15 protein-coding genes, 6 tRNA genes and 1 riboswitch are annotated in these 21,935 nt (G+C 71.6%); of the genes, 9 read left to right on the plus strand and 12 right to left on the minus strand.

What is annotated here, in order from left to right; genetic code table 11:
- Positions 1-38: 38 nt before the first annotated feature.
- Positions 39-824, plus strand: a complete 786-nt coding sequence (trmB, locus tag ACFZP7_RS16685; RefSeq protein WP_086875621.1) for a tRNA (guanosine(46)-N7)-methyltransferase TrmB — start codon at positions 39-41, stop codon at positions 822-824.
- A 10-nt stretch (positions 825-834) separates the two neighbouring features.
- Positions 835-2,319 carry a PrsW family intramembrane metalloprotease gene (locus ACFZP7_RS16690; protein ID WP_385634706.1) on the plus strand — a complete coding sequence of 495 codons (1,485 nt, stop codon included), beginning with the start codon at positions 835-837 and terminating at the stop codon, positions 2,317-2,319.
- 40 nt (positions 2,320-2,359) lie between these two features.
- On the opposite strand, the gene ACFZP7_RS16695 is transcribed toward ACFZP7_RS16690, so the two are convergent.
- The 10 genes from ACFZP7_RS16695 to ACFZP7_RS16740 form a co-directional block, all read right to left on the minus strand.
- Positions 2,360-3,304, minus strand: a complete 945-nt coding sequence (locus ACFZP7_RS16695) for an aldo/keto reductase (RefSeq protein WP_031021901.1) — start codon at positions 3,302-3,304, stop codon at positions 2,360-2,362.
- A 139-nt stretch (positions 3,305-3,443) separates the two neighbouring features.
- Positions 3,444-4,475, minus strand: a complete 1,032-nt coding sequence (locus tag ACFZP7_RS16700; RefSeq protein WP_030978082.1) for a M23 family metallopeptidase — start codon at positions 4,473-4,475, stop codon at positions 3,444-3,446.
- An 11-nt stretch (positions 4,476-4,486) separates the two neighbouring features.
- A riboswitch (cyclic di-AMP (ydaO/yuaA leader) is annotated at positions 4,487-4,641 on the minus strand.
- Positions 4,642-4,878: 237 nt separating this feature from the next.
- A complete protein-coding gene (locus tag ACFZP7_RS16705) occupies positions 4,879-6,063 on the minus strand; it encodes a PP2C family protein-serine/threonine phosphatase (RefSeq protein ID WP_322501085.1) in 1,185 nt (394 codons plus the stop codon).
- Positions 6,064-6,263: 200 nt separating this feature from the next.
- Positions 6,264-6,337, minus strand: a tRNA-Met gene (locus ACFZP7_RS16710).
- Positions 6,338-6,392: 55 nt separating this feature from the next.
- Positions 6,393-7,523 (minus strand): dihydrofolate reductase family protein, encoded by a 1,131-nt coding sequence (locus ACFZP7_RS16715; RefSeq protein ID WP_385634707.1) that lies wholly within the window; start codon positions 7,521-7,523, stop codon positions 6,393-6,395.
- A gap of 91 nt (positions 7,524-7,614) precedes the next feature.
- Positions 7,615-7,687 (minus strand) — tRNA-Lys (locus ACFZP7_RS16720).
- A 116-nt stretch (positions 7,688-7,803) separates the two neighbouring features.
- A complete protein-coding gene (locus ACFZP7_RS16725) occupies positions 7,804-9,339 on the minus strand; it encodes an amino acid permease (RefSeq protein WP_385634708.1) in 1,536 nt (511 codons plus the stop codon).
- Between the two features lie 153 nt (positions 9,340-9,492).
- A complete protein-coding gene (locus ACFZP7_RS16730) occupies positions 9,493-11,664 on the minus strand; it encodes a DEAD/DEAH box helicase (protein WP_365789946.1) in 2,172 nt (723 codons plus the stop codon).
- Between the two features lie 253 nt (positions 11,665-11,917).
- On the minus strand, positions 11,918-12,487 hold the full coding sequence (locus tag ACFZP7_RS16735) for a hypothetical protein (RefSeq protein WP_127440852.1): 570 nt from the start codon (positions 12,485-12,487) through the stop codon (positions 11,918-11,920).
- Positions 12,488-12,679: 192 nt separating this feature from the next.
- Positions 12,680-13,030: a metallopeptidase family protein gene (locus tag ACFZP7_RS16740; protein WP_019330675.1), complete on the minus strand. Its 351-nt coding sequence runs from the start codon at positions 13,028-13,030 to the stop codon at positions 12,680-12,682.
- A 130-nt stretch (positions 13,031-13,160) separates the two neighbouring features.
- On the opposite strand from ACFZP7_RS16740, the gene ACFZP7_RS16745 reads away from it, so the two are divergent.
- From ACFZP7_RS16745 to ACFZP7_RS16775, 7 genes are all read left to right on the plus strand, one after another.
- Positions 13,161-14,780 (plus strand): metallophosphoesterase, encoded by a 1,620-nt coding sequence (locus tag ACFZP7_RS16745; RefSeq protein ID WP_210904280.1) that lies wholly within the window; start codon positions 13,161-13,163, stop codon positions 14,778-14,780.
- Between the two features lie 80 nt (positions 14,781-14,860).
- Positions 14,861-14,933: transfer RNA gene (locus ACFZP7_RS16750), tRNA-Glu, on the plus strand.
- 34 nt (positions 14,934-14,967) lie between these two features.
- A tRNA-Asp gene (locus tag ACFZP7_RS16755) sits at positions 14,968-15,042 on the plus strand.
- A gap of 24 nt (positions 15,043-15,066) precedes the next feature.
- Positions 15,067-15,140: transfer RNA gene (locus ACFZP7_RS16760), tRNA-Phe, on the plus strand.
- A gap of 154 nt (positions 15,141-15,294) precedes the next feature.
- Positions 15,295-19,239 (plus strand): ATP-dependent RNA helicase HrpA, encoded by a 3,945-nt coding sequence (gene hrpA, locus ACFZP7_RS16765; RefSeq protein ID WP_086875612.1) that lies wholly within the window; start codon positions 15,295-15,297, stop codon positions 19,237-19,239.
- 131 nt (positions 19,240-19,370) lie between these two features.
- Positions 19,371-19,445 (plus strand) — tRNA-Asp (locus ACFZP7_RS16770).
- 174 nt (positions 19,446-19,619) lie between these two features.
- Positions 19,620-19,814, plus strand: coding sequence for a DUF6274 family protein (locus ACFZP7_RS16775; protein WP_385634709.1), 195 nt, complete (start codon positions 19,620-19,622; stop codon positions 19,812-19,814).
- Positions 19,815-20,255: 441 nt separating this feature from the next.
- Here the strand turns inward: ACFZP7_RS16775 and bldC are convergent, their stop codons facing one another.
- Together bldC and ACFZP7_RS16785 are read right to left on the minus strand one after the other, a co-directional pair.
- The gene (gene bldC / locus ACFZP7_RS16780) at positions 20,256-20,462 is read right to left on the minus strand and encodes a developmental transcriptional regulator BldC (protein ID WP_003949541.1); all 207 of its coding nucleotides are present in this window, start codon (positions 20,460-20,462) and stop codon (positions 20,256-20,258) included.
- A 532-nt stretch (positions 20,463-20,994) separates the two neighbouring features.
- Positions 20,995-21,846, minus strand: a complete 852-nt coding sequence (locus ACFZP7_RS16785) for a hypothetical protein (RefSeq protein ID WP_385634710.1) — start codon at positions 21,844-21,846, stop codon at positions 20,995-20,997.
- Positions 21,847-21,935 lie beyond the last annotated feature (89 nt).

Consider the following 21,935-nt stretch of genomic DNA (forward strand, 5'->3'; position numbering starts at 1 on the left):
CCCAGCCAGCCCCGCATCCCGGTGACCCCGGTGACTCCCTGAGGCACGCCCGCGCCAAGGGCGAGCCCCGGTTCCCCGACGGCCCGAAGGCCGATCCCGCCGGCTCGCACTTCGAGCGGCGGATCCGGAGTTTCCAGCCCCGCCGGAGCCGGGTGACCACCGGGCAGGCGGACGCCCTGCAGCGGTTGTGGCCGCTGTGGGGACTGGACATCGACGGGCAGCGGGTCATCGACCTCGGCGAGCTGTTCGGCAACGGCCGCCCCGTCGTCCTGGAGATCGGCTTCGGCATGGGCGAGGCCACCGCCCAGATGGCCGCCGCCGACCCGGAGACCAACATCCTCGCCGTGGACGTCCACACCCCCGGCCAGGGCAACCTGCTCGGTCTCGCGGAGCGGAACGGGCTGTCCAACATCCGGGTGGGCAACGGCGACGCGATCATCCTCCTGCGGGAGATGCTCGCCCCCGACTCCCTCGCCGGACTGCGCGTCTACTTCCCCGACCCCTGGCCCAAGAAGCGGCACCACAAGCGCCGCCTCATCCAGCCGGAGTTCCTCACCCTGGCCGCGACCCGGCTCGCTCCGGGGGCCGTCCTGCACTGCGCCACCGACTGGGAGCCGTACGCCGAGCAGATGCTCGAGGTGCTCACCGCGCACCCCGACTTCGAGAACACCGTGCCCGGCGGCGGATTCGCGCCGCGCCCGGCCCACCGCCCGCTGACCCGTTTCGAGGGCCAGGGACTGGACAAGGGTCATGTGGTGAACGACTTGCTCTTCCGCCGCGTACAGCACGGCGATCGTCATCAGGAGCAGCCCCCCACCGGTTAGGGTCCATGCCGTGGCCACCTGTCCCCCGTATCCGACGAATCCACCGCGTCCGCACTGGTGGCAGCGCGGCTGGGTGCGTTACGGGGCCCTGACCACGCTGCTGGCCATCTCCGGCCTGGTGATCCTGGCCCTGGTGCGCGAACAGACCGGCACCCAGGGCTTCCTGGTGGGACTCGGCCTCGCGGTGCTGCCCGTGCCGCTGCTCATAGCCGCGTTCCGCTGGCTCGACCGGGTGGAGCCGGGCCCCTGGCGGAACCTGGTCTTCTGCTTCGCCTGGGGCGCCTGCGCCGCCGCCCTGATAGCGATCATCGCCAACAGCTTCGCGACGCGCTGGATAGCCACGGCCACCGCCGACCCGGCCGGCGCGGACACCCTGGGCGCCACGGTGATAGCGCCGGTCGTCGAGGAGTCCGCGAAGGCCGCCGCCGTCCTCCTGGTCTTCCTCTTCCGCCGGCGGGACTTCACCGGCATCGTCGACGGCGTCGTCACGGCGGGCGTCACCGCCACCGGCTTCGCCTTCACCGAGAACATCCTCTACCTGGGCAACGCTTTCGGCACCGACCAGCTCACCGGGGACAGCGGCTTCGCCTCCGTGACCGCGGCGACCTTCTTCGTCCGCGTCGTCATGTCACCCTTCGCCCACCCGCTCTTCACCGTGCTCACCGGCATCGGCTTCGGCATCGCCGCGCTGTCCACCGGCCGGCACCACCTGCGGCGCGCCCTGCTCCCGCTGGCCGGCCTGCTGCTCGCGATGGGCATGCACGCGCTGTGGAACGGTTCGGCCGCGTTCGGCGAGTACGGCTTCCTCGCCGTGTACGGCGCGTTCATGGTGCCCTGCTTCGGCCTGCTGACCTGGCTGGTGATCTGGACGCGGCAGCGCGAACTGCGCACCGTGCGCGAGGAGCTTCCCGCCTACGTCATGGCCGGCTGGCTGGCACCGGCGGAGCCGCACACGCTCGCCTCGATGCACGCCCGCCGCCTCGCCCGGCAGTACGCCCGCCGGCACGCCGGGAAGCAGGCGGCGCGGGCGGTGGCGCAGTACGAGGCGTACGCGACCTCACTGGCGTTCCTGCGGCAGCGGGGTCGCAAGGGCCGGGCGGGCCCCGACTTCGCCGTACGGGAGCGGGAGTTGCTGGACGCGCTGTGGCACCGCCGCGACGTGGCCCGCCCGGCGCTGGACCACGCCGCACGGGCGACGGCACCACCGCCCGTCACCCCCTGGCCGGGGTACGGGACGCCCGGCTCCCACGCCGGGTACGGATACGGGTACGGGTACGCGGCGGCCGCGTACGCCGGATACGGGTACGCGGCCCGGCCGGGCGGATTCGCACCCGTGGCCCCGTACGGCGGGTACGGCCACGGCCACCCGGCTCCCGCGGCCCCGGCGTTCACCCCGGCCTGGGTACCGGCGCCCTTCCCCGCTCACGTCCGTAACCGGCCCGCGTACCCGTCGGCTCACCCGGCCCACCGCCAGCCGCTGCCCCGCCGGCCGTGACCTCACCGGCCCCGGCCCGCCGGGGGCCGACGGCGGGTCCTCAGGCCGAGGCCTGCGTCAGCCGCCGGACCTCGTCCTCCGACAGGGTCAGTTCCGCCACCCCGAGCAGCGCCGGCAGCTGCTCCACCGTGCGCGCGGACGCGATCGGCGCGGCCACCGTCGGCTGAGCGGCCAGCCAGGCCAGGGCGACCGTGGCGACGGGGGCGTCGTGGGCCCCGGCGATCTCGTCCAGGGCGGCGAGGACCCGGCGGCCCCGCTCGGTCTCCAGGTGCCGGGCGGCACCGCCCGCGCGCGGGCTGTCGACGGTGGCACCGGGCCGGTACTTGCCGGTGAGGAAGCCGGCCGCGAGGGCGTAGTAGGGCACGGCGGCCAGCCCGGCCCGCTCGGCGAGGTCGCGCAGCCCGCCCTCGTAGGTGTCCCGCGAGACCAGGTTGTAGTGCGGCTGGATCGCCACGTACCGGGCGAGGCCCTCACGGTCGGAGAAGTCCAGGGAGGCGGCGAGCCGCTCGGCGGAGATGTTGGAGGCGGCGATGTGCCGGACCTTGCCCGCCCGCACCAGCTCGTCGAGCGCGCCGACGATCTCCTCGACCGGCACCTCGGGCTTGTCGAAGTGGGTGTAGTAGAGGTCGATGTGGTCGGTGCCCAGGCGGCGCAGCGAGGCGTCGGCGGCGGCCTTGATGTTCGCGGCGCTCAGCCCGGGGTACTCGGGGTGCTGGCTGACCTTGGTGGCGAGGACGACGTCATCCCGGTTGCCGCGGGCCGCGAGCCACTTGCCGAGGACGGTCTCGGACTCGCCGCCGCTGTTGCCGTCGACCCAGGCGGAGTAGGAGTCGGCGGTGTCGATGAAGTTGCCGCCCGCCGCCGTGTAGGCGTCCAGGACGGCGAAGGAGGTGTCCTGGTCCGCGGTCCATCCGAAGACGTTGCCGCCGAGGGCGAGGGGGAAGACCTCCAGGTCGGAGGAGCCGAGCTTGCGCAGAGAAGTCATGTACCGCGTCAACGAGCCCGGCGGACCCCGCGATTCCGTAAGCGGGGCAAAGTTCCCGTAAACCGGCAGCCCTGACGTCGGGGGGTCGCCGTCAGGACCGCCGGGGATCAGGAGGGGCGATCGGCGTGTGCGGCGTGGCTCAGGGGGTGAGGCCCTTGCTCTGCAGCCATGCCAACGGGTCGAGGCTGCCGCCGCCGGCCGTGTGGACCTCCATGTGGAGGTGGGCGCCGGTGACGTTGCCGGTGGCGCCGACGCGGCCGATGACGTCGCCGGTGGTGACCTTCTGGCCGACGCTGACGTTGATGGAGGACTGGTGGGCGTACCAGATCTCGGTGCCGTCGTCGAGGGTGAGCACGGTCTTGTAGCCGTAGGAGCCCTCGTAGCCGGCCGACGTGATGGTGCCGCTGTGCACCGCCTTGAGCAGCGTGCCCGTGGGGGCGGCGAAGTCGAGGCCGGTGTGGTGGCCGGAGGCCCAGTAGGGGCCTGCCTGGCCGAAGGTCGAGGAGATCGTGTACGAGGAGGTCGGCAGCGTGAACTGCTTGGCCAGCTTCGCGAGACGCTCGGCCTCGGCCTTCTTCGCGGCCTCCTCCTCCGCCTTCTTCTTGGCGGCGGCGGCCTTGGCCTTGGCCTCCTTCTCCGCCTTGGCGGCCGCTTCCGCGGCGGCCTTCTCGGCGGCGGCCTGCGCCTGGGCGGCGGCCTTGCTCTCGACCTGGGCCTGCTGCTGCTCGGCCTGCGCCATGATGCGGGCGCGCAGCGACTCGCCGGCGTCGGCGCCGCTCTCCTGCCCGGTGCCGGCGGAGGCCGCGGCGATGCCGCTGAGCGGGGTGGCGGACCCCTCGGGCTCGGGCTCCTCGTCGGAGATGAGCGAGCCGACGTTGGGCAGGTCCGGCATGGAGATCGACACCGGCGGCTTGCCGGTCTGCGCGCTGGCCATCCCGCCCGCGCCGACGGCGGCTATGACACCGACGCCGAGGACGGTGGAGCTGCGGGCGAGTCCGCCGCGCTGCTTGGCGACGCGGTGCCGGCCGCGCACGGGGCGGATGGACTCCGCGGTGGGGTTCCACTCCTCCCAGGGGCCCTCTTCGGCGCGGTGGACGTCGTAGCCGAAGGTGTCGGTGTCGTGCCGGCTGGGCACGAACGGGGCCTCGGGGGCAGGCCGGTTGGACGCCACGTGGGCGTACTCCTTTCCTTCCTTTCGCCTACCGGGTTAGCTGACGGGTTCGGAGCAGGAAGGTCTCCTACGCGCGTGATCAGCCGTGGAGACACGGCGGGTCACGCCCGATTCACCCCAAGTGGTGGTTCCCCGGTTCCCTTACGGGATTCGGCGCGTGCGCACGGAGCCGCCTTCTGTGACGGCTGGGACGACCGCGCTGCGTTATCGAACGTTAATAGACGCGGGGCTCGGATTCCAAGCCGTTCCGCTTGATCATTAACGAAATCCGGGCGGACACACGCCTCACGCACGGTGAAAACCGGGCGAGTTGACCGACCTTCAGCATCACTTTCCGCATCCGCCCCACCTGACGGTGTGTCAGTTGTTATGCGGAGGGCGCTTGCTCCGTCACCGGGCGTGATCAGGGGCGCCGTACGGCGAGCAGCGCCATGTCGTCGGCCATGCCGCCGCCGGAATGCCGGCGCACGTCCTCGGCGAGCGCGTCGAGCAGGTCCGCCGGATGCCGGAACACGTGGCCGGCCAGCCGCTCGTGCGGATCGTAGAACTCGCCCTCGGCGTCCCGGGCTTCCGACAGCCCGTCGGTGTAGAGCAGCAGCGTCGCCCCGGCGGGGAACGGCGCCTGCTCCGCCCGGTCGGGCCACACGCCCAGTTCCCCCATCCCGAGCGGCAGCGCGGACTCCCGGGCGGGCAGCGGGTGCAGGGTGCCGTCGGCGTACAGCAGAAGGGGCGGCGGATGTCCCCGGTTGAGGATGCGCACCACCCCGTCGCCGTGCGGGAGTTCGGCGAGCACGGCGGTGGTGAAGCCCTCGAAGGCGTCCAGGCCGTCGCGCCGGGTGCCCTCACGGGCCAGCGCCCGCTCCAGGCGCTGCGCCACCGCCTCCAGCGTCGCCTCCTGCTCGGCGGCCTCCCGGAACGCGCCGATCACGACGGCGACGGCGGCCACCGCGCCCATGCCCTTGCCCCGCACGTCACCGACGACGAGCCGGACCCCGCGCGGGCTGTCCTGCACCGCGTAGAGGTCGCCGCCGATGAACGCGTCGGCCTGCGCGGCCTCGTAGCAGGCGGCGATCTCGAACCCGCCGATCCGCTCGGCGGGTTCGGGCAGCACCGCCCGCTGGGCGGCCTCGGCGATCTCGCGGACGGAGACGAGCTGCTCGCCGGCGCGGCGGACGAAGGCGTTGACGAAGACGGCGAGCACGGCCACCGTCGCGATGGTGATCAGCTCCGTGAGGGAGTCGACGTAGTGGATGACCTCCTTGCGCAGCTGGAGTCCGACGACGACGGCGACCACGGTGATCCCGGTGAGGACCGTCCCACGCCGGGAGTAGACGGCCGCGGCGACCAGTGGCGCCGCCGTGTAGAGGGGACCGGCGGTGAAGTACCGGGGGGTGAAGCTGTCGTACAGGACGGCGATGACGATCAGCAGCGCCGGCAGCAGGCGCACCAGGACGCGCCCGTACCGGTTCCGGCGGCGCCGTCCGGCCGCGGCCGGCGGGACCTCCGAGGCGTCGCCCAGGCCGGGGTCGGGCACGGGATCGCCGGGGAGCCGGCCGCCGGCCCTGGCGTGCGCTCCCTCGCCGTCCACGTCACCTGGCCGCACCACTCGTCTCCCGCCACCCCGCACGTCCACGCCGCCTGTCGTCCCGTGCTCCAGGTTTCCCGGGGCGCTCGGGGGCGGCGAGCCGTGCGGACCGAACGGGTGAACGCACGGAGGTGAGGACACGGGAGGGGACGCGGACGCACCGAAGGCCGGAACCCTTTCGGATTCCGGCCTTCGGCCTTCAGTAGCGGGGACAGGATTTGAACCTGCGACCTCTGGGTTATGAGCCCAGCGAGCTACCGAGCTGCTCCACCCCGCGTCGTTGTGTCTCCAGTGTACGTCATCCCGGGGGTCCGGCGCACACGCGTATGCGCCTACCCCTCCAGATGGCGGTTCGGCGCCTTCGCCCGCTCCTCGTACTCCGGCAGTACGACGACGACGGCACCCCCCGCGGCGAGCACTCCGCTGCCGTTCGCCCCCGGCACGAAGGTGTCCGGCTCGCGCCAGGCCGTGACCACGCGGCGCGCCCCCGCGTCGAGGATCAGCCGGGCGCACGGGACCGGCCGGGAGGCGCGGCGGGCGCACGGCTCCAGGCTGGAGTACACGGTGGCCCCGGCGAGCCGGGGGTCGTCCGGGGTGATCTTGGCGAGCGCGGCCTCCTCCGCGTGCACGGCGGGGTCGCCGCCCTCCCGGGAGTACCCGCGCGCCAGCTCCGTCCCGTCGGCGGCGACCACGACCGCCCCCACGCTGAAGGCGGTCCGCGAGGGCGGGCACAGCTCGGCCAGCTCGCAGGCGAGCGCCAGCCAGTGCCGGTCGGCGGCGGCCACCCGGTCGCCGGTGCCGGGCGCCGTCGGCAGGTACCGCGCCAGTACGACGTCCTCGATGCGCCGCGACTCCACCAGCCTGAGCCGGCCGCTCTGGTACCCGCCGGGCCCGAACAGCCGGGGCGCGTCCGGGTCGCCCACGAGCAGCGGCGCGAGGACGAGCTGCAGTTCGTCGGCGAGTCCCCGGCGCAGCAGCTGGGTGTGCACGGTCCCCCCGCCCTCGACCATCAGCCGCCGCACGCCCCGCCGGTCGTGCAGGTGCTCCAGCGCCGCGCGCCAGTCGAACGCCGCTCCGAGCGGCACGACGTCGGCGGCGAGACCGAGGGTCCGGGCCCGCCGGGCGCCCTCGTCCGTGGTGAGCAGCACCTTGTCCCCGCCCGTGTGCCAGAACCGTGCCGCCGGGTCCAGCTCGCCGGTGGCGCTGACGGTGACCTTGAGGGGGTACTCCGTCCGCCCCGCCGCGACCCGGGCGGCCCGCCGCTCGGCGGAGTTCACCAGCAGCCGCGGGTTGTCGGCGCGGATCGTGCCGGCACCGACGAGGATCGCGTCGACGGACGCGCGCACCTCGTCGACGCGGTCGAAGTCGGCCGGGGAGGAGAGCAGGAGCCGTTCGGGGCCGGTGTCGTCCAGGTACCCGTCGAGGGAGACGGCGGCGGAGAGGAGGACGTACGGCAGGGGCATGGGCGAACTCCGCTGAGGCGGGCGGGCGGCAGGTCGGCGCGCCCCCGGAAACGACGACGGGACCGCCGTCCGACGGTCCCGTCCGCACGGGTAGGCCCTGTGGGACTCGAACCCACAACCAATGGATTAAAAGTCCACTGCTCTGCCAATTGAGCTAAGGGCCCAGGGGGTGTTGCGCGGTGTTGCGTGATGTTGCCACACCGAGCATAGCCCGACGCGGCCGGGACGCCGATCGGGTATCCGGGTCACGGCCGCGTCGTGGACGCGTCGGCCGGCGGTGCTACGGGTCCACCGGCTCGGGGGCGTTCGCGCGGGCCGCCGCGCGGGCCCGGGTGCGTTCGTGGTCGGGGTTGAGGAACCAGTGGCGGGCCGAGGCCAGCCACCAGGTCGCCGCGAAGCCGAGGACGACGAGGACGGCGACGGGGGCGTAGTTGAAGGTCTCCGGGGTGACCGGGGAGACCTGCGGCAGTATGAACAGGACCGTGATGACGCAGACCCAGCTGACCGCGATCACGCCCACCGGCTGCGACCAGCGGCCCAGGTGCCACGGTCCCCGCTCGAAGGCGGCCCCCTTGCGCACCCGCAGCAGGGTCGGGATGACGTAGGCGATGTAGAGGCCGATGACGGCGATCGAGGTCACCGCCGCGTACGCGGTGACGTTGATCAGGTAGGGCAGGCCCAGGGCGAGTGCGCCGAGTGCGGCCAGCCAGACGGCGGCGACCGGGGTGCGGGTGCGCGGGTTCACGGTGTGCCAGACGTGCGAGAAGGGCAGCGCGCCGTCGCGGGAGAAGGCGTAGATCATGCGGCTGTTGGCCGTCACCGACGCCATCCCGCAGAACAGCTGGGCTCCGATGACGACGAGGAGGAGCAGCTTGCCGGCGGTGGCGCCGAGCGCGTCGAGCAGGATCTGCGCGGGCGGCGCGCCGGTGGGCGACGTCAGGGCGCCCTCGTAGGACTGGATGGCGAAGGTGAAACCGAGGAGGAGGACGAAGCCGGCGATCCAGGAGGTCCAGATGGAGCGGACGATTCCCTGGGGGCCGGCCGTGGACGCGTCGTGCGTCTCCTCGGTCATGTGGGCGGACGCGTCGTAGCCGGTGAAGGTGTACTGGGCCATCAGGAGCCCGATGAGGACCACGTAGACGCCGCTGCCCCAGCCGGTGTTGTTGACGAACTCGCCGAAGACGAAGGACGCCGACTGGTGGTGGTCCGGCGCGAAGGTCAGCGCGCCGACGATCACCGCGACGCCGACCACGTGCCACCAGACGCTGATGCTGTTGAGGAGGCCGACGATGCGGACGCCGAAGGTGTTCAGCAAGCCGTGCAGGACCAGGATGGCCGCGAAGAGCAGGATCGTGCGGCCCGGGGTGACCTCGAAGCCGAACTGGAGGTTCAGGTAGGCGCCGAGGAAGGACGCGGCGCCGAAGTCGATGCCGGCGGTGACCGCGACCTGGCCCAGCACGTTGAACCAGCCCGTGAACCAGGCCCAGGCGGCGGCCGTCCGGGCCGGTGCCAGGCGGTGGGCCCAGAAGTACAGGCCCGCCGAGGTCGGGTACGCCGAGCAGATCTCGGCCATCGCCAGGCCGACGAAGAGGGTCATCAGGCCCACGGCGACCCAGCCCCAGGTGATGACGGCGGGACCGCCCGTGTTCATGCCGAAGAGATAGAGGGTCAGGCAGCCCGAGAGCACCGAGATGATGGTGAAGGAGACCGCGTAGTTGGAGAACGCCGACATGCGGCGGGCCAGAACCTGGGTGTAGCCGAGCTGGGCCAGCCGTTCCTCGTCCGAGAGCCCGCTCGCCTTGGCGTCATCTGTCATGCCCCCAGCAATTCCCAGAGAGTCGACGTGACATGCGTCACTCTGTGGCCGGAAATCGGTGCGACGCACGGGCAGACGGAAGCGCCGTGGCCCCCACCCGGTGAGGGTGGGGGCCACGGCGCTCGGTACTACCGCTCGGCGTCGGCCGGAGGATCAGCCGTTGCGCTTCCAGCGCGGCTTGTCGTCACGACGACCGAAGGACGAGCCACGGTGGTCGTCGCGGCGACCGTACGGGCGGTCGTGACCGCCGGAGCGGAAGCCGGGACGGTCGCCCTGGCGGTCACGGTTGAACGGACGGTCGCTGCCGCGGTGGCCACCGCGGTCGTCACGACGCTCGAAGGAGCGGCCGCCACGGTCGTCGCGGCGCTCGAAGGAACGGCCGCCACGGTCGTCACGGCGGTCGTTGCGGTCGTCACGGCGGAAGCCGCCACGGTCACCGCGGTCGTCACGACGGTCATCGCGGCGGAAGCCACCGCGGTCGTCACGGCGCTCGAACGAACGGCCGCCACGGTCGTCACGGCGCTCGAACGAACGGCCACCGCGGTCGTCACGACGGTCGTCCCGACGGAAGCCACCGCGGTCGTCACGGCGCTCGAACGAACGGCCGCCACGGTCGTCACGACGGTCGTTGCGGTCGTCACGGCGGAAGCCGCCACGGTCACCGCGGTCGTCACGACGGTCATCGCGGCGGAAACCGCCACGGTCGTCACGGCGCTCGAAGGAACGGCCGCCACGGTCGTCACGGCGCTCGTTGCGGTCGTCACGGCGGTCGAAGGAACGGTCCCGGCCGCCGCTCCGCTCGGCCTTCTCCACGTCCCGGGCGCCGGGCTGCTCGGGCACCACGACCTCGGCCTGAGCCTCGGTCGCGGCGGCGGCGACCTCGGCCAGCACCGCCTCGGGGTCCTCGCCCCGCTCGCGCGCGACCCTGGCGACCAGTCGGTCCGCCTCCTCACGCAGCTCGCCGGCGCGGCGCTGGGCCCGCTCCAGCTCCTTGGTGAGCTGGGCGACCTCGCGCTCGGCCTGCTGGGCCGCGTTGCCCGCGGACTCGGCCTGGACCTCGGTCATCGACCGGGCGCCGGTGATCTCGGCGACCTCCGGGTCGAAGGCCGCGCCGCCCTGGATGATGTGGCGCGTGGCGTCGACGCCCGCGTCCTCCATCAGCCGGAAGATCTGACGGCGCTGGTGCGGCAGGGAGAGGGAGACGACGGTGCCGGTGCGGCCCGCGCGCGCCGTACGGCCGGCGCGGTGCAGGTAGTCCTTGTGGTCGCCGGCCGGGTCCACGTTCAGGACCAGGTCGATGCCGTCGACGTGGATGCCGCGGGCGGCGACGTCGGTGGCGACCAGGACGTTGACGTAACCGTCCTTGAAGTCGGCCAGCGTGCGGGTGCGCGCGCCCTGGGTCATGCCGCCGTGCAGGGCGTCCGCCTTCACGCCGGACTCGCGCAGCTGGTCGGCGACGCGGTCGGCGCCCAGCTGGGTGCGGACGAAGATGATGGTGCGGCCCTTGCGGGAGGCGATGGCCGCGGTGACCGGCGCCTTGTCCTTGGGCTTCACGACCAGGATGTGGTGCGACATGGTCGTCACGGCGCCCTGGGCGGCGTCGACCTCGTGGAGGGCCGGGTCCTTCAGGTACCGGTCGACCAGGGTCTTGATCTCGTTCTCCATGGTCGCGGAGAACAGCATCCGCTGACCGCCCGCCGGGACCTGGTCGAGCAGCTCGGTGACCTCGGGCAGGAAGCCCAGGTCGGACATCTGGTCGGCCTCGTCGAGGACCGCGATCTCCACGTTCTCCAGGGAGCAGGCGCCGCGGTTGATGATGTCGCGCAGCCGGCCCGGGGTGGCGACCAGGATGTCGACGCCCTTCTCCAGGGCGTAGATCTGGTTGCCCATCGAGGTGCCGCCGCAGACGACCTTCATCCGCAGGCCGACGACGTCGCCGTACGGCTGGAGCGCGTCGGCCACCTGCATGGCCAGCTCGCGGGTCGGGGTGAGGATGACGGCGCGGGGCTTGTGCTTCTCGGTGCGGCCGCCGGCCAGCTGCGCCAGGGTCGGCAGACCGAAGGAGAGGGTCTTGCCGGAGCCGGTGCGACCCCGGCCGAGGATGTCCTTGCCGGCCAGGGCGTCCGGGATGGTCGCGGCCTGGATCGGGAAGGGGGTGGTCACGCCGTTCTGCGCGAGCTTGCGCACGATGCCCTCGGGCAGGCCCAGGTCGGCGAAGGTCGTCTCGGGAGCGGCCTCGACGGCCTCGGTCCCGGCGTTCTCGACGGCCTCGGGGATGTCGGCGTTCTCGGGCACGACGACGTGATCAGTACTGATGATGGACATGCGAATGCGAAACCTTCCGGAGTCTCTCGTCGGCACGCGCCCGTCAACTCCGTGAATCGCGATTCGCAATACGACCGCCTCGATGCGGTCCACCACGGCAAAGGAGAGTACGCGCCACACGGCGCGCTCTGCGGTGGCGCCGGGCAAATGGGATCAAACGATCTACCACCATACGCACCCCACACCCCGGAAGGCAAACCGAGCGACGCACGGCCGGCACATGCCCAGCTCAGCGCCATTGTCCGGTGATCGCCTACACCGGCGCCCCGGCCGTCGGCGCCGGCTCCCGCCAGGCCAGTTGTGTGCCCGGGGGCTCGTGCGCCGACGAGGAGGGCTCCGCGGTCGTCGGCTCCGGCGTCGGCGTGGGGGGTGGCTCCTCGGTCGGCGTCGGCTCCGGCTCGGCCGTCCGCGTCGGCTGCTGCGGGGGCGGTGTCCGGGTCGGCGCGGGTTCGCCGCCCCCGCCCTGCGCCGGCGGCGTCCGGGTCGCGCCGGCGGGCGGCCCGACGGACGGCGACGCGTCCGGACCCGCGCCGTCCTCGCGGTCGCCCCGGCCCTCGTCGTCCCCGCCCTTGCCCTTGCCCTTGCCCCCGCCCGTCTTGTCCTTGCCGCGCCCGCGCCCCTCGTCGGCCGCGGCCGCGCCGTACCCGGCGTTGCCGCCCACCGCGGAAGCGCCGTCCGGGGCCGCACCGCCACGCTCACCGGCGGAGTGCGACGGCGTGGCGCCCCCGCCGGACGCGTCGTCGCCGACGCTCATGCAGCCGGCGGCGGCGACGACGGCCACGGCGGTGGCGGCCAGACGAACGGGTACGTACAAGGGGCGCACGGGCGGCCACCTCCGGGGGTCAAGGAGTCGCCGTGCCCAACTCCCCTCACCCACAAGAGGACACGCGTCCGGCGAGTCGGACTTGACCCGAGCGCGTCACACCGGCACGGGGGCACCCCCCGTACCCGGACGCGTCACACCCGCACGGATGCGCTCCCCGTACCCGGACGCGTCACGCCCCCACGGACCCGCTCACCCGTACCCGAGCGCGTGCAGCCGCGCGTCGTCGATCCCGAAGTGGTGCGCGATCTCGTGCACCACGGTGACCTCGGTCTCCGCGACGACGTCGTCCCGCGTCTCGCAGAACCGCAGGGTCGGCCCCCGGTAGATGGTGATCCGGTCCGGCAGCACGCCCGCGTACCACTCCCCGCGCTCCGTCAGCGGCGTCCCCTCGTACAGCCCGAGCAGCTCGGGATCGTCGGCCGGCGGCTCGTCCTCGACGAACACCGCGACGTTGTCCATCAGCCGCGTCAGCTCCGGCGGAATCCGGTCCAGCGCCTCGGCGACCAGTTCCTCGAACTCCTCGCGCGTCATCTCCAGCACAGGCCCATTGTCGGGTACGACCGTGAGGTACGACACGGGCCACCCCGAAGCCGCACGCCGGGCGCCGCCGGTGCCCCGCGCCGCGGCGCCCGCCCGCATACCCGCGCCGGGCCTTGGGCATACGGGACCAATGGCTCGCGTCTCCGCCGCAGTCCCGCACGTCCTGGCCGAGGTGATGAACAGCATCCGCAACGCGCCGCGCGCCCTCGTCCGCCGCCACCGCGCCCGCCGCCGGGCGGCCGCGACGCCCGGGCTCACCCCGCGGTCCCGCCCCTGGACCCGTGCCGTCGGCCTCGTCGCCGTCGTCCTGCTGGGCGCCTGGCTGGGCCTGCTGGTCGTGGGCGACGTCCGCGTACCCGTCGGCCCCATGAACACCACGATGACGCTGCGCCCCTCCATCAGCGGCGGCACGAAGATCAACGTCTCACCGTTGGGCGCCCTGCAACTCGACAGCCACGTCGCCCCCGTCCGTCTCGACGTCAACGTCGACCAGCTCGACCCCGACCGCGCCCAGGCCCTGGTCGACCACCCCGAGCGCCTCTCCGGCCTCCAGGACGAGGTCGCCCAGGACGTCGAGCACGGCACGCTCGACCTCGCCGTCCGCTCCTGCGTCGCCGTCGTCAGCGGCGCCACCGCCCTCGGCCTCGTCGTCTACCGCCGCCCCCGGCGCGCCCTGGCCGCCGGCGGGCTCGCCCTCACCCTCCTGGTCGCCTCCGGCGGCACCGCCTACGCGACCTGGAACCCCGACTCGGTCCTGGAGCCCAGGTTCTCCGGCCTGCTCTCCTCCGCGCCCTCCCTGGTCGGCGACGCGCGCAGCATCGTCACCGAGTTCGACGTCTACCAGAAGGAACTGGCCCGCCTGGTGACGAACGTGACCAAGCTCTACGACGTCACCTCGACGCTCCCCGCCTACCAGCCCGACCCGACCACGATCCGCGTCCTGCACGTCTCCGACATCCATCTGAACCCGGCGAGCTGGAAGATCATCGCCTCGCTGGTGGAGCAGTACAAGGTCGATGTGATCGTCGACTCCGGCGACACCATGGACCACGGCACGGCCGCCGAGAACGGCTTCCTGGACCCCATCGAGGACCTCGACGCCCCCTACGTCTGGGTCCGCGGCAACCACGACTCCCGCGTCACCCAGAAGTACCTCGAGGGCCTGAAGAACGTGCACGTGCTGGACGACGGCCGCGCCCGGACCGTCGCCGGCCTGCGCTTCGCCGGCATCGGCGACCCGCAGTACACCCCCGACCGCTCCCAGTCGGACGGCGCCGAGGCGTCCCAGGAACTGGCCGGTGCCCGCCTCGCCTCCGCCCTGCGCGACCAGCACGCGGCCGGCACCCCCGTCGACGTCGCCGTCGCCCACGAGCCGTCGGCCGCCCGGGAGGTCGACGGCGAGGTGCCGCTGGTGCTCGCCGGCCACCTGCACCGCGAGGACATGGAGGTCATGAAGTACGGCACCCGGTTGCGCATCGAGGGCTCCACCGGCGGCAGCGGCCTGCGCGCGGTCGAGGGCGAGTACCCCGACCCCATCCAGGCGTCGATCCTCTACTTCGACCGCGACAGCCGGCGCCTCCAGGCCTGGGACGAGATCAAGCTCGGCGGTCTGGGGCTGACGACGGCCGAGGTCAGCCGCCACCTCCCCAAGGAGAACCAGCCCGGAGCGACCCCGTCCCCGACCGGAACCGGGCCCTCGCCCACCGGGAGGAGCCGCACGCCCGCGGCCCCTTCCCCGGCCTCTCCGTAAACCGTTTTGGCGATAGCTCCCGCCATCCCATATGCTTCTCACGTCCCCGACGCGCTGCGAAGCGCCCAGGCGGGCCGATAGCCCTCATCGTCTAGCGGCCTAGGACGCCGCCCTTTCAAGGCGGTAGCACGGGTTCGAATCCCGTTGGGGGCACGCAGTACATGTGCGACACTGTCGTACGAAGCTTGGTCCTGTGGAGCAGTTTGGAGTGCTCGCCACCCTGTCAAGGTGGAGGCCGCGGGTTCAAATCCCGTCAGGACCGCTGAGGTTTCACGTGAAACCTCGCGGCTGGGTAGCTCAGTTGGTACGAGCGATCGCCTGAAAAGCGATAGGTCGCCGGTTCGACCCCGGCCCCAGCCACAGCAAAGGCCCCGATCTTCGGATCGGGGCCTTGTTGTGTCCGGTCTGCCGTGTCCGGCCCGAGCCCTGCCCGTACCGGCCCGCGCCCGGCGTTGCGTCCGGCGGACAAAAGCGTTCGCCAGGTTTTTCCGTGTGATGAGATCCTGGAACCCGTATGTCTACGCATCCCGCCCCCACTCTCGGCACTCTCGCCCCCCGGCTGACCGAGCTGTCGCTGCGCGACGCGCATCGGCTCGGTCGGAGGCTGGAGGGTGCACGGAAGATCCGTAAGCCGGAGGCCCGGGCCGCCGTTCTCGCCGAGATCGAGGCGGAGGTGGCCAAGGCCGAGCAGCGCATCGGTGAGCGCCGGGCGCGCGTGCCCGCCGTCACCTACCCCGAGCAGCTGCCCGTCAGCCAGAAGAAGGACGAGATCGCGGCCGCCATCCGTGATCATCAGGTCGTCATCGTCGCCGGCGAGACCGGGTCCGGGAAGACCACGCAGATCCCGAAGATCTGCGTGGAGCTGGGACGCGGCGTGCGCGGCATGATCGGGCACACCCAGCCCCGGCGGATCGCCGCTCGCACCGTCGCCGAGCGGGTCGCGGACGAGCTGGACACCCCGCTGGGTGAGGCCGTGGGCTGGAAGGTGCGGTTCACCGATCAGGTGAACCCGGACGCCACCTTCATCAAGCTGATGACGGACGGCATCCTGCTCGCCGAGATCCAGACCGATCGCGAGCTGCGCGCCTACGACACGATCATCATCGACGAGGCGCACGAGCGGTCCCTCAACATCGACTTCCTGCTCGGGTACCTGGCGCAGCTCCTGCCCAAGCGCCCGGACCTCAAGGTCGTCATCACCTCGGCGACCATCGACCCCGAGCGCTTCTCCCGGCACTTCGGCGACGCCCCGATCATCGAGGTCAGCGGGCGGACCTACCCCGTGGAGGTGCGGTACCGGCCGCTACTGGAGGAGGACGGCGACGACGCCGACCGGGACCAGATCACCGCGATCACCGATGCCGTCGAGGAGCTGATGGCGGAGGGCAAGGGCGACATCCTCGTCTTCCTCTCCGGCGAGCGGGAGATCCGGGACACGGCCGACGCGCTGGAGAAGAAGAAGTACAGATTCACCGAGGTGCTGCCCCTGTACGCGCGGCTCTCGCACGCCGAGCAGCACCGCGTCTTCCAGCAGCACACCGGCCGCAGGATCGTTCTGGCGACCAACGTCGCCGAGACCTCGCTGACCGTGCCGGGCATCAAGTACGTCATCGACCCCGGCTTCGCCCGGATCTCCCGGTACAGCCACCGCACCAAGGTGCAGCGGCTGCCGATCGAGCCGATCTCGCAGGCCAGCGCCAACCAGCGCAAGGGCCGCTGCGGACGAACCTCCGACGGCATCTGCATCCGGCTGTACAGCGAGGACGACTTCCACGCCCGCCCGGAGTTCACGGACGCGGAGATCCTCCGCACCAACCTCGCCTCCGTCATCCTGCAGATGACCGCGGCCGGCCTCGGCGACATCGAGAAGTTCCCCTTCATCGACCCGCCGGACCACCGCAACATCCGTGACGGTGTGCAGCTCCTCCAGGAGCTGGGCGCGCTCGACCCCGCGCAGAAGGACGTACGCAAGCGGCTCACGGAGACCGGGCGCAAGCTGGCGCAGCTGCCCGTGGACCCGAGGCTGGCCCGGATGGTGCTGGAGGCCGACAAGAACGGCTGTGTCCGCGAGGTCATGGTCATAGCGGCGGCCCTGTCCATCCAGGACCCGCGCGAGCGGCCGGCCGAGAAGCAGGCGCAGGCGGACCAGCAGCACGCCCGCTTCAAGGACGAGACCAGCGACTTCCTCGCCTTCCTCAACTTGTGGCGGTACGTCCGCGAGCAGCAGAAGGAGCGCGGTTCGTCGTCCTTCCGCCGGATGTGCAAGCAGGAGTACCTCAACTTCCTGCGCATCCGCGAGTGGCAGGACATCTACACGCAGCTGCGCACGGTCGCCAAGCAGATGGGCATCCACCTCAACGACGAGGACGCCCCCGAGGACCGCGTCCATGTGTCGCTGCTGGCGGGCCTGCTCTCCCACGTCGGCATGAAGGACGTGAAGGAGGGCGCGAAGAACGAGTACCTGGGCGCGCGGAACGCCAAGTTCGCGATCTTCCCGGGCTCGGCGCTCTTCAAGAAGCCCCCGCGGTTCGTGATGTCCGCCGAGCTGGTGGAGACCTCGCGGCTCTGGGCCCGCGTCAACGCGAAAATCGAGCCCGAGTGGGTCGAGCCGCTCGCCGGGCACCTGCTCAAGCGCACCTACAGCGAGCCGCACTGGGAGAAGGACCAGGCGGCCGTGATGGCGTACGAGAAGGTCACGCTGTACGGCGTGCCGATCGTGGCGCAGCGCAAGGTGAACTACGGGCGGATCGACCCGGAGGTCAGCCGCGAGCTGTTCATCCGCAACGCCCTGGTGGAGGGCGACTGGCGCACGCACCACAAGTTCTTCGCGGACAACCGCAAGCTGCTGACCGAGGTCGAGGAGCTGGAGCACCGCGCCCGGCGCCGGGACATCCTGGTCGACGACGAGACGCTGTACGACTTCTACGACCAGCGGGTGCCCGAACACGTCGTCTCGGGCGCCCACTTCGACTCGTGGTGGAAGCACAAGCGGCACGAGCAGCCCGACTTCCTCGACTTCGAGCGCGAGATGCTCATCAACGAGAAGGCGGGGGCGGTCACCAAGGACGACTATCCGGACTCCTGGCGCCAGGGGCCGCTGAAGTTCCGGGTGACGTACCAGTTCGAGCCGGGCGCGGACGCGGACGGCGTGACCGTCCACATTCCGCTCCAGGTGCTCAACCAGGTCACGGACGAGGGCTTCGACTGGCAGATCCCGGGCCTCAGGGAGCAGGTGGTCACGGAGCTGATCCGGTCCCTGCCCAAGCCGATCCGCCGCAACTACGTACCGGCCCCGAACTTCGCGCAGAAGTTCCTGGAGCGGGCGGTGCCGCTGCAGGAACCACTGACGGTGACCATGGCGCGGGAGCTGAAGCGCATGGTGGGGGTGCCGTTCGAGGCGGAGGACTTCGACTGGGCCAAGGTCCCGGACCACCTCAAGATCACGTTCCGGATCGTCGACGAGCGGCGCCGCAAGCTGGCCGAGGACAAGGACCTGGAGGCGCTGCGGCTGCGGCTGCGGCCGAAGGCGCGCAAGGCGCTGTCGCAGGCCGCGGCGGCCACCGCCGTACGCAGCGGCGGCGAGTCGCTGGAGCGCTCCGGTCTGACGGACTGGACGATCGGCACGCTGTCCCGGGTCTTCGAGACGCGCCGGGCGGGCCAGCCGGTGAAGGCGTATCCGGCGCTGGTCGACGACGGCGACACGGTGTCCGTACGGCTCTTCGACACCGAGGCCGAGCAGGCCCAGGCGATGTGGAAGGGCACACGCCGGCTGATCTTGCGCAACATCCCGGTCAACCCGGCGAAGTTCGCGTCCGAGAAGCTGACCAACCAGCAGAAGCTGAACCTGTCCGCCAATCCCCACGGTTCCGTCCAGGCGCTGTTCGACGACTGCGCCATGGCCGCGGCCGACAAGCTGATCGCCGACTTCGGCGGTCCGGCGTGGGACGAGGAGTCCTACCGCAAGCTCTACGACAAGGTCCGCGCGGAGATCGTCGACACGACCGTCCGCGCCGTGGGGCAGGTGCAGCAGGTGCTGGCCGCCTGGCAGGCCTGTGAGCGCCGTCTGAAGGCCGTACGGAGCCCCGCGCTGCTGGCTAACCTCCAGGACGTGCGGGGGCAGCTGGACGCGCTGGTGAAGCCGGGCTTCGTCACGGAGGCGGGGATCAGGCGGCTGCCGGACCTGATGCGCTATCTGGTCGCCGCCGACCGGCGGTTGCAGCAGATGCCGACGGCCGTCCAGCGGGACACGTCCCGGATGGAGAAGGTCCACGAGATGCGGGACGAGTACGCCTGGCTGCTGGAGCAGATGCCGCAGGGCCGGCCCGTTCCGCAGCAGGTCCTGGACGTGCGCTGGATGATCGAGGAGCTGCGGGTCAGCTACTTCGCGCACGCGCTGGGCACGGCGTACCCCGTCTCCGACAAGCGGATCGTGAAGGCGATCGACGCGCTGGCACCGTAGGCCGCCACCGGTGACGAGAGGTGCACGGAGGGTGAGTTCGACCCGGGGGCCACCCTCCTGTAAAGTCTCTTCTCGCAGCGCAACGCAGCAGAATCCCTGAGCGACTTTGTCGCGTGGGCGCCGCGAAACCTGGTCCTGTGGAGCAGTTTGGAGTGCTCGCCACCCTGTCAAGGTGGAGGCCGCGGGTTCAAATCCCGTCAGGACCGCAGAAAAAGAGGCTCGCACCGATCGGTGCGGGCCTCTTCTCGTGCTCCCTCCACGCTCTTCCGTCCCCTGCGCCCCGGAAAGCTCTCAGCGCCTCTCTCGCGGCCTTGACGGCGTCACATTCGCTCGGTACTCCAAAGACAGGGAACGTCCCTGTACGGCCCCGGAGGTGGCGTATGGCGGCATCGGTCAGGCACGAGACGCGCGCGCTGCTCCGCGCGCACCTGGCGGCCGCGTCGTCGTACCGTCATCTGACCCGCCACTGTCCGATCTGCCACCGGCTGCTGCGACTGGCGCTGGACTCACCCGCCCCGCAGTTCCCGGCGGACCGTCAAGAGGACGTCGAGGAGGAGACCGCGTCCCCCGCGTGAACCCCGCCGGCCTCAACGCCCTTGCATCGAGGGCCTCCTGGAACGCGACCCTCCATTAGCGCACCCGTGCCGCGCCCAACAAGCGCCGCGTCCTGTGACGGGTGTCACCGCATGAGTTTTTGAAACAGTGGCACTTACGGCTCCCCTACAACTGGTCAATTTAATATGTGCAATTGCACCAGCTTCCCCAGGGGTCCCCCAGCCTGCGCACAGCCGTTCCGACACCCCTCCCCAGAGTCCGACAAGGCCGCGCACAGAGGGCCGCCCAGGGCCCCTCACCAGGCACAGGACCGCACACAAAAAAGATCGCGCTGGACCCGGCGGAGTCCAGCGCGATCGACGACGCACCCTGTTGGGGCAGGAACGGCGCCGTGTGGAGCTGTGATCACGAGCGGCTCGGCGGGTTGGGGGACCAGCCGTTCTGCCCGGTTATGCGGTTGTTCAGGCCTCGCTGCGCTGCTGCGGAATGCCCGCGAGCAGAGCGCGGACCTCGGCCTCGCGGTAGCGGCGATGCCCGCCGAGCGTGCGGATCGACGTGAGCTTGCCGGCCTTCGCCCAGCGCGTGACCGTCTTCGGGTCGACGCGGAACATGGTGGCGACCTCAGCCGGGGTCAGCAGCGGCTCGGCATCAGGGGTGCGAGCGGTCATGAGCGGCCTCCTCGGGAGAACCGAACCTTCTCGGTTCTTTCCTCTAAATTCTGCACCTTGACCCGCGTTGCCCGAAATGGCGGACGCGAGTCGAGTCGGTTATAGGACGAACGGCTTGTCCTCGGCACTACAACTACACCATCTGTCCAGCCGCGTCGGCCAAACCGATGGAATTGCCCTCCCAGGTGTTCATCAGCGACGGAAGCCGATGGACCATGCCATAGCGGACAGTCACGCCACTGTGACGATCAGTCACAGGACGATCAGGCGTCACCAGACCCCCCAAAGCGTGCAAACCCAGGATTCCGCCCACAGTGCATCACAACGGGACGGAACGAGCCCTCCCCGGGCTCCTTGTCCTATTTTGGCATGAGGAGGGGGAACGGGCGCAAGAGTGATGTACGTGCGGTCCGTCACGCTTGACACTTACGCCCGGATCGGGACCTACGTCCCTTGTTGACGAAACATCAGCCCACACCGGGCGCGTGTCGGATCGGAAGACGAAACCTCACATCGGGCGGTACGTCAAACGTCAGTTCGCCGACCGGCGGTCCCGGACCGCCCGCCAGCGCTCCACCAGCCGCCCGTACGCCGCCCCCGCCGCGGCCCCGTCCCCGTGCCGCAGCGCCTCGATCCCCTCGGCCACGTCCGCCGCGGAGTGGTCGTCCTCCAACTCGCCGGCGGGCAGGGCGTGCACGAGCCCGCCGTAGTCGAGTTCGACCAGGGAGCGCGGATGGAACTCCTCCAGCCAGCGCCCCACGTCCACCAGGCCGTCGATGAGCGGCCCCTCGTCCACGGCCTCCTTGAGCGCCCTCAGGCCCCGCGCCACCCGTCGGCGCGCCTGCACCATCGGCGTCCGGTAGCGCAGCATCGGCGCTGCGGTCCCCTCGCCGTCGCCGCCCCGGTCGTACTCCCGCTCGCCGTCGGAGACCAGCACGAACCAGTTGATCGGCACCTGCCAGGTCGCGGTGCGGATCCAGGGCCGGGCGTCCGGGTTGCGCTCCCGCCACCGTTCGTAGTCGAGCGCGCTCTGGCGGCGGACGACCGGGGGGATCAGGGCGTCCAGCACCGGCTCCGGGAAGTCCTCGGCCAGCTCGCCCAGGGCCTGCCAGCCGCGCAGCCGGGTCCGCCAGGGGCAGACGCAGACCACGCCGTCCACCTCGGTCACGAAGGCGTCGGCGCTCTCGTGCACCGGGACCGCCACGGGCGGGGTGGGCAGCAGGTCGGCCAGGGAACGCCGCAGCTCGTCCTGGTAGGAGGGCAGGTCGGTGCGGCGCGCGTAACGGGTCCAGTGGGCGCGCTCGTCGTCGGGGAACGCGGCCAGCGGCTCGTACACGCGCAGGTACGCCGCGTAGGGGACGATCACCGAGGACACCTTGGGCACGCCTGCTCCCTCCCCCGCGCACCGCCCCGAAAACCTGCCGGAACCGATCACAAACGCGCGGGAACCTCGGCAAATCGTCGCACGCCCGT

This window comes from Streptomyces sp. SudanB5_2050 (genome assembly GCF_964272335.1).
Lineage (GTDB): Bacteria > Actinomycetota > Actinomycetes > Streptomycetales > Streptomycetaceae > Streptomyces > Streptomyces rochei.

Excerpts from the sequence above, each read along its gene's own strand:
- ACFZP7_RS16695 (WP_031021901.1), bottom strand. The coding sequence starts at position 3,304 with ATGACTTCTCTGCGCAAGCTCGGCTCCTCCGACCTGGAGGTCTTCCCC.
- ACFZP7_RS16715 (WP_385634707.1), bottom strand. The coding sequence starts at position 7,523 with ATGCCCCTGCCGTACGTCCTCCTCTCCGCCGCCGTCTCCCTCGACGGG.
- ACFZP7_RS16725 (WP_385634708.1), bottom strand. The coding sequence starts at position 9,339 with ATGACAGATGACGCCAAGGCGAGCGGGCTCTCGGACGAGGAACGGCTG.
- ACFZP7_RS16730 (WP_365789946.1), bottom strand. The coding sequence starts at position 11,664 with ATGTCCATCATCAGTACTGATCACGTCGTCGTGCCCGAGAACGCCGAC.
- ACFZP7_RS16745 (WP_210904280.1), top strand. The coding sequence starts at position 13,161 with ATGGCTCGCGTCTCCGCCGCAGTCCCGCACGTCCTGGCCGAGGTGATG.
- hrpA (WP_086875612.1), top strand. The coding sequence starts at position 15,295 with ATGTCTACGCATCCCGCCCCCACTCTCGGCACTCTCGCCCCCCGGCTG.
- ACFZP7_RS16775 (WP_385634709.1), top strand. The coding sequence starts at position 19,620 with ATGGCGGCATCGGTCAGGCACGAGACGCGCGCGCTGCTCCGCGCGCAC.
- bldC (WP_003949541.1), bottom strand. The coding sequence starts at position 20,462 with ATGACCGCTCGCACCCCTGATGCCGAGCCGCTGCTGACCCCGGCTGAG.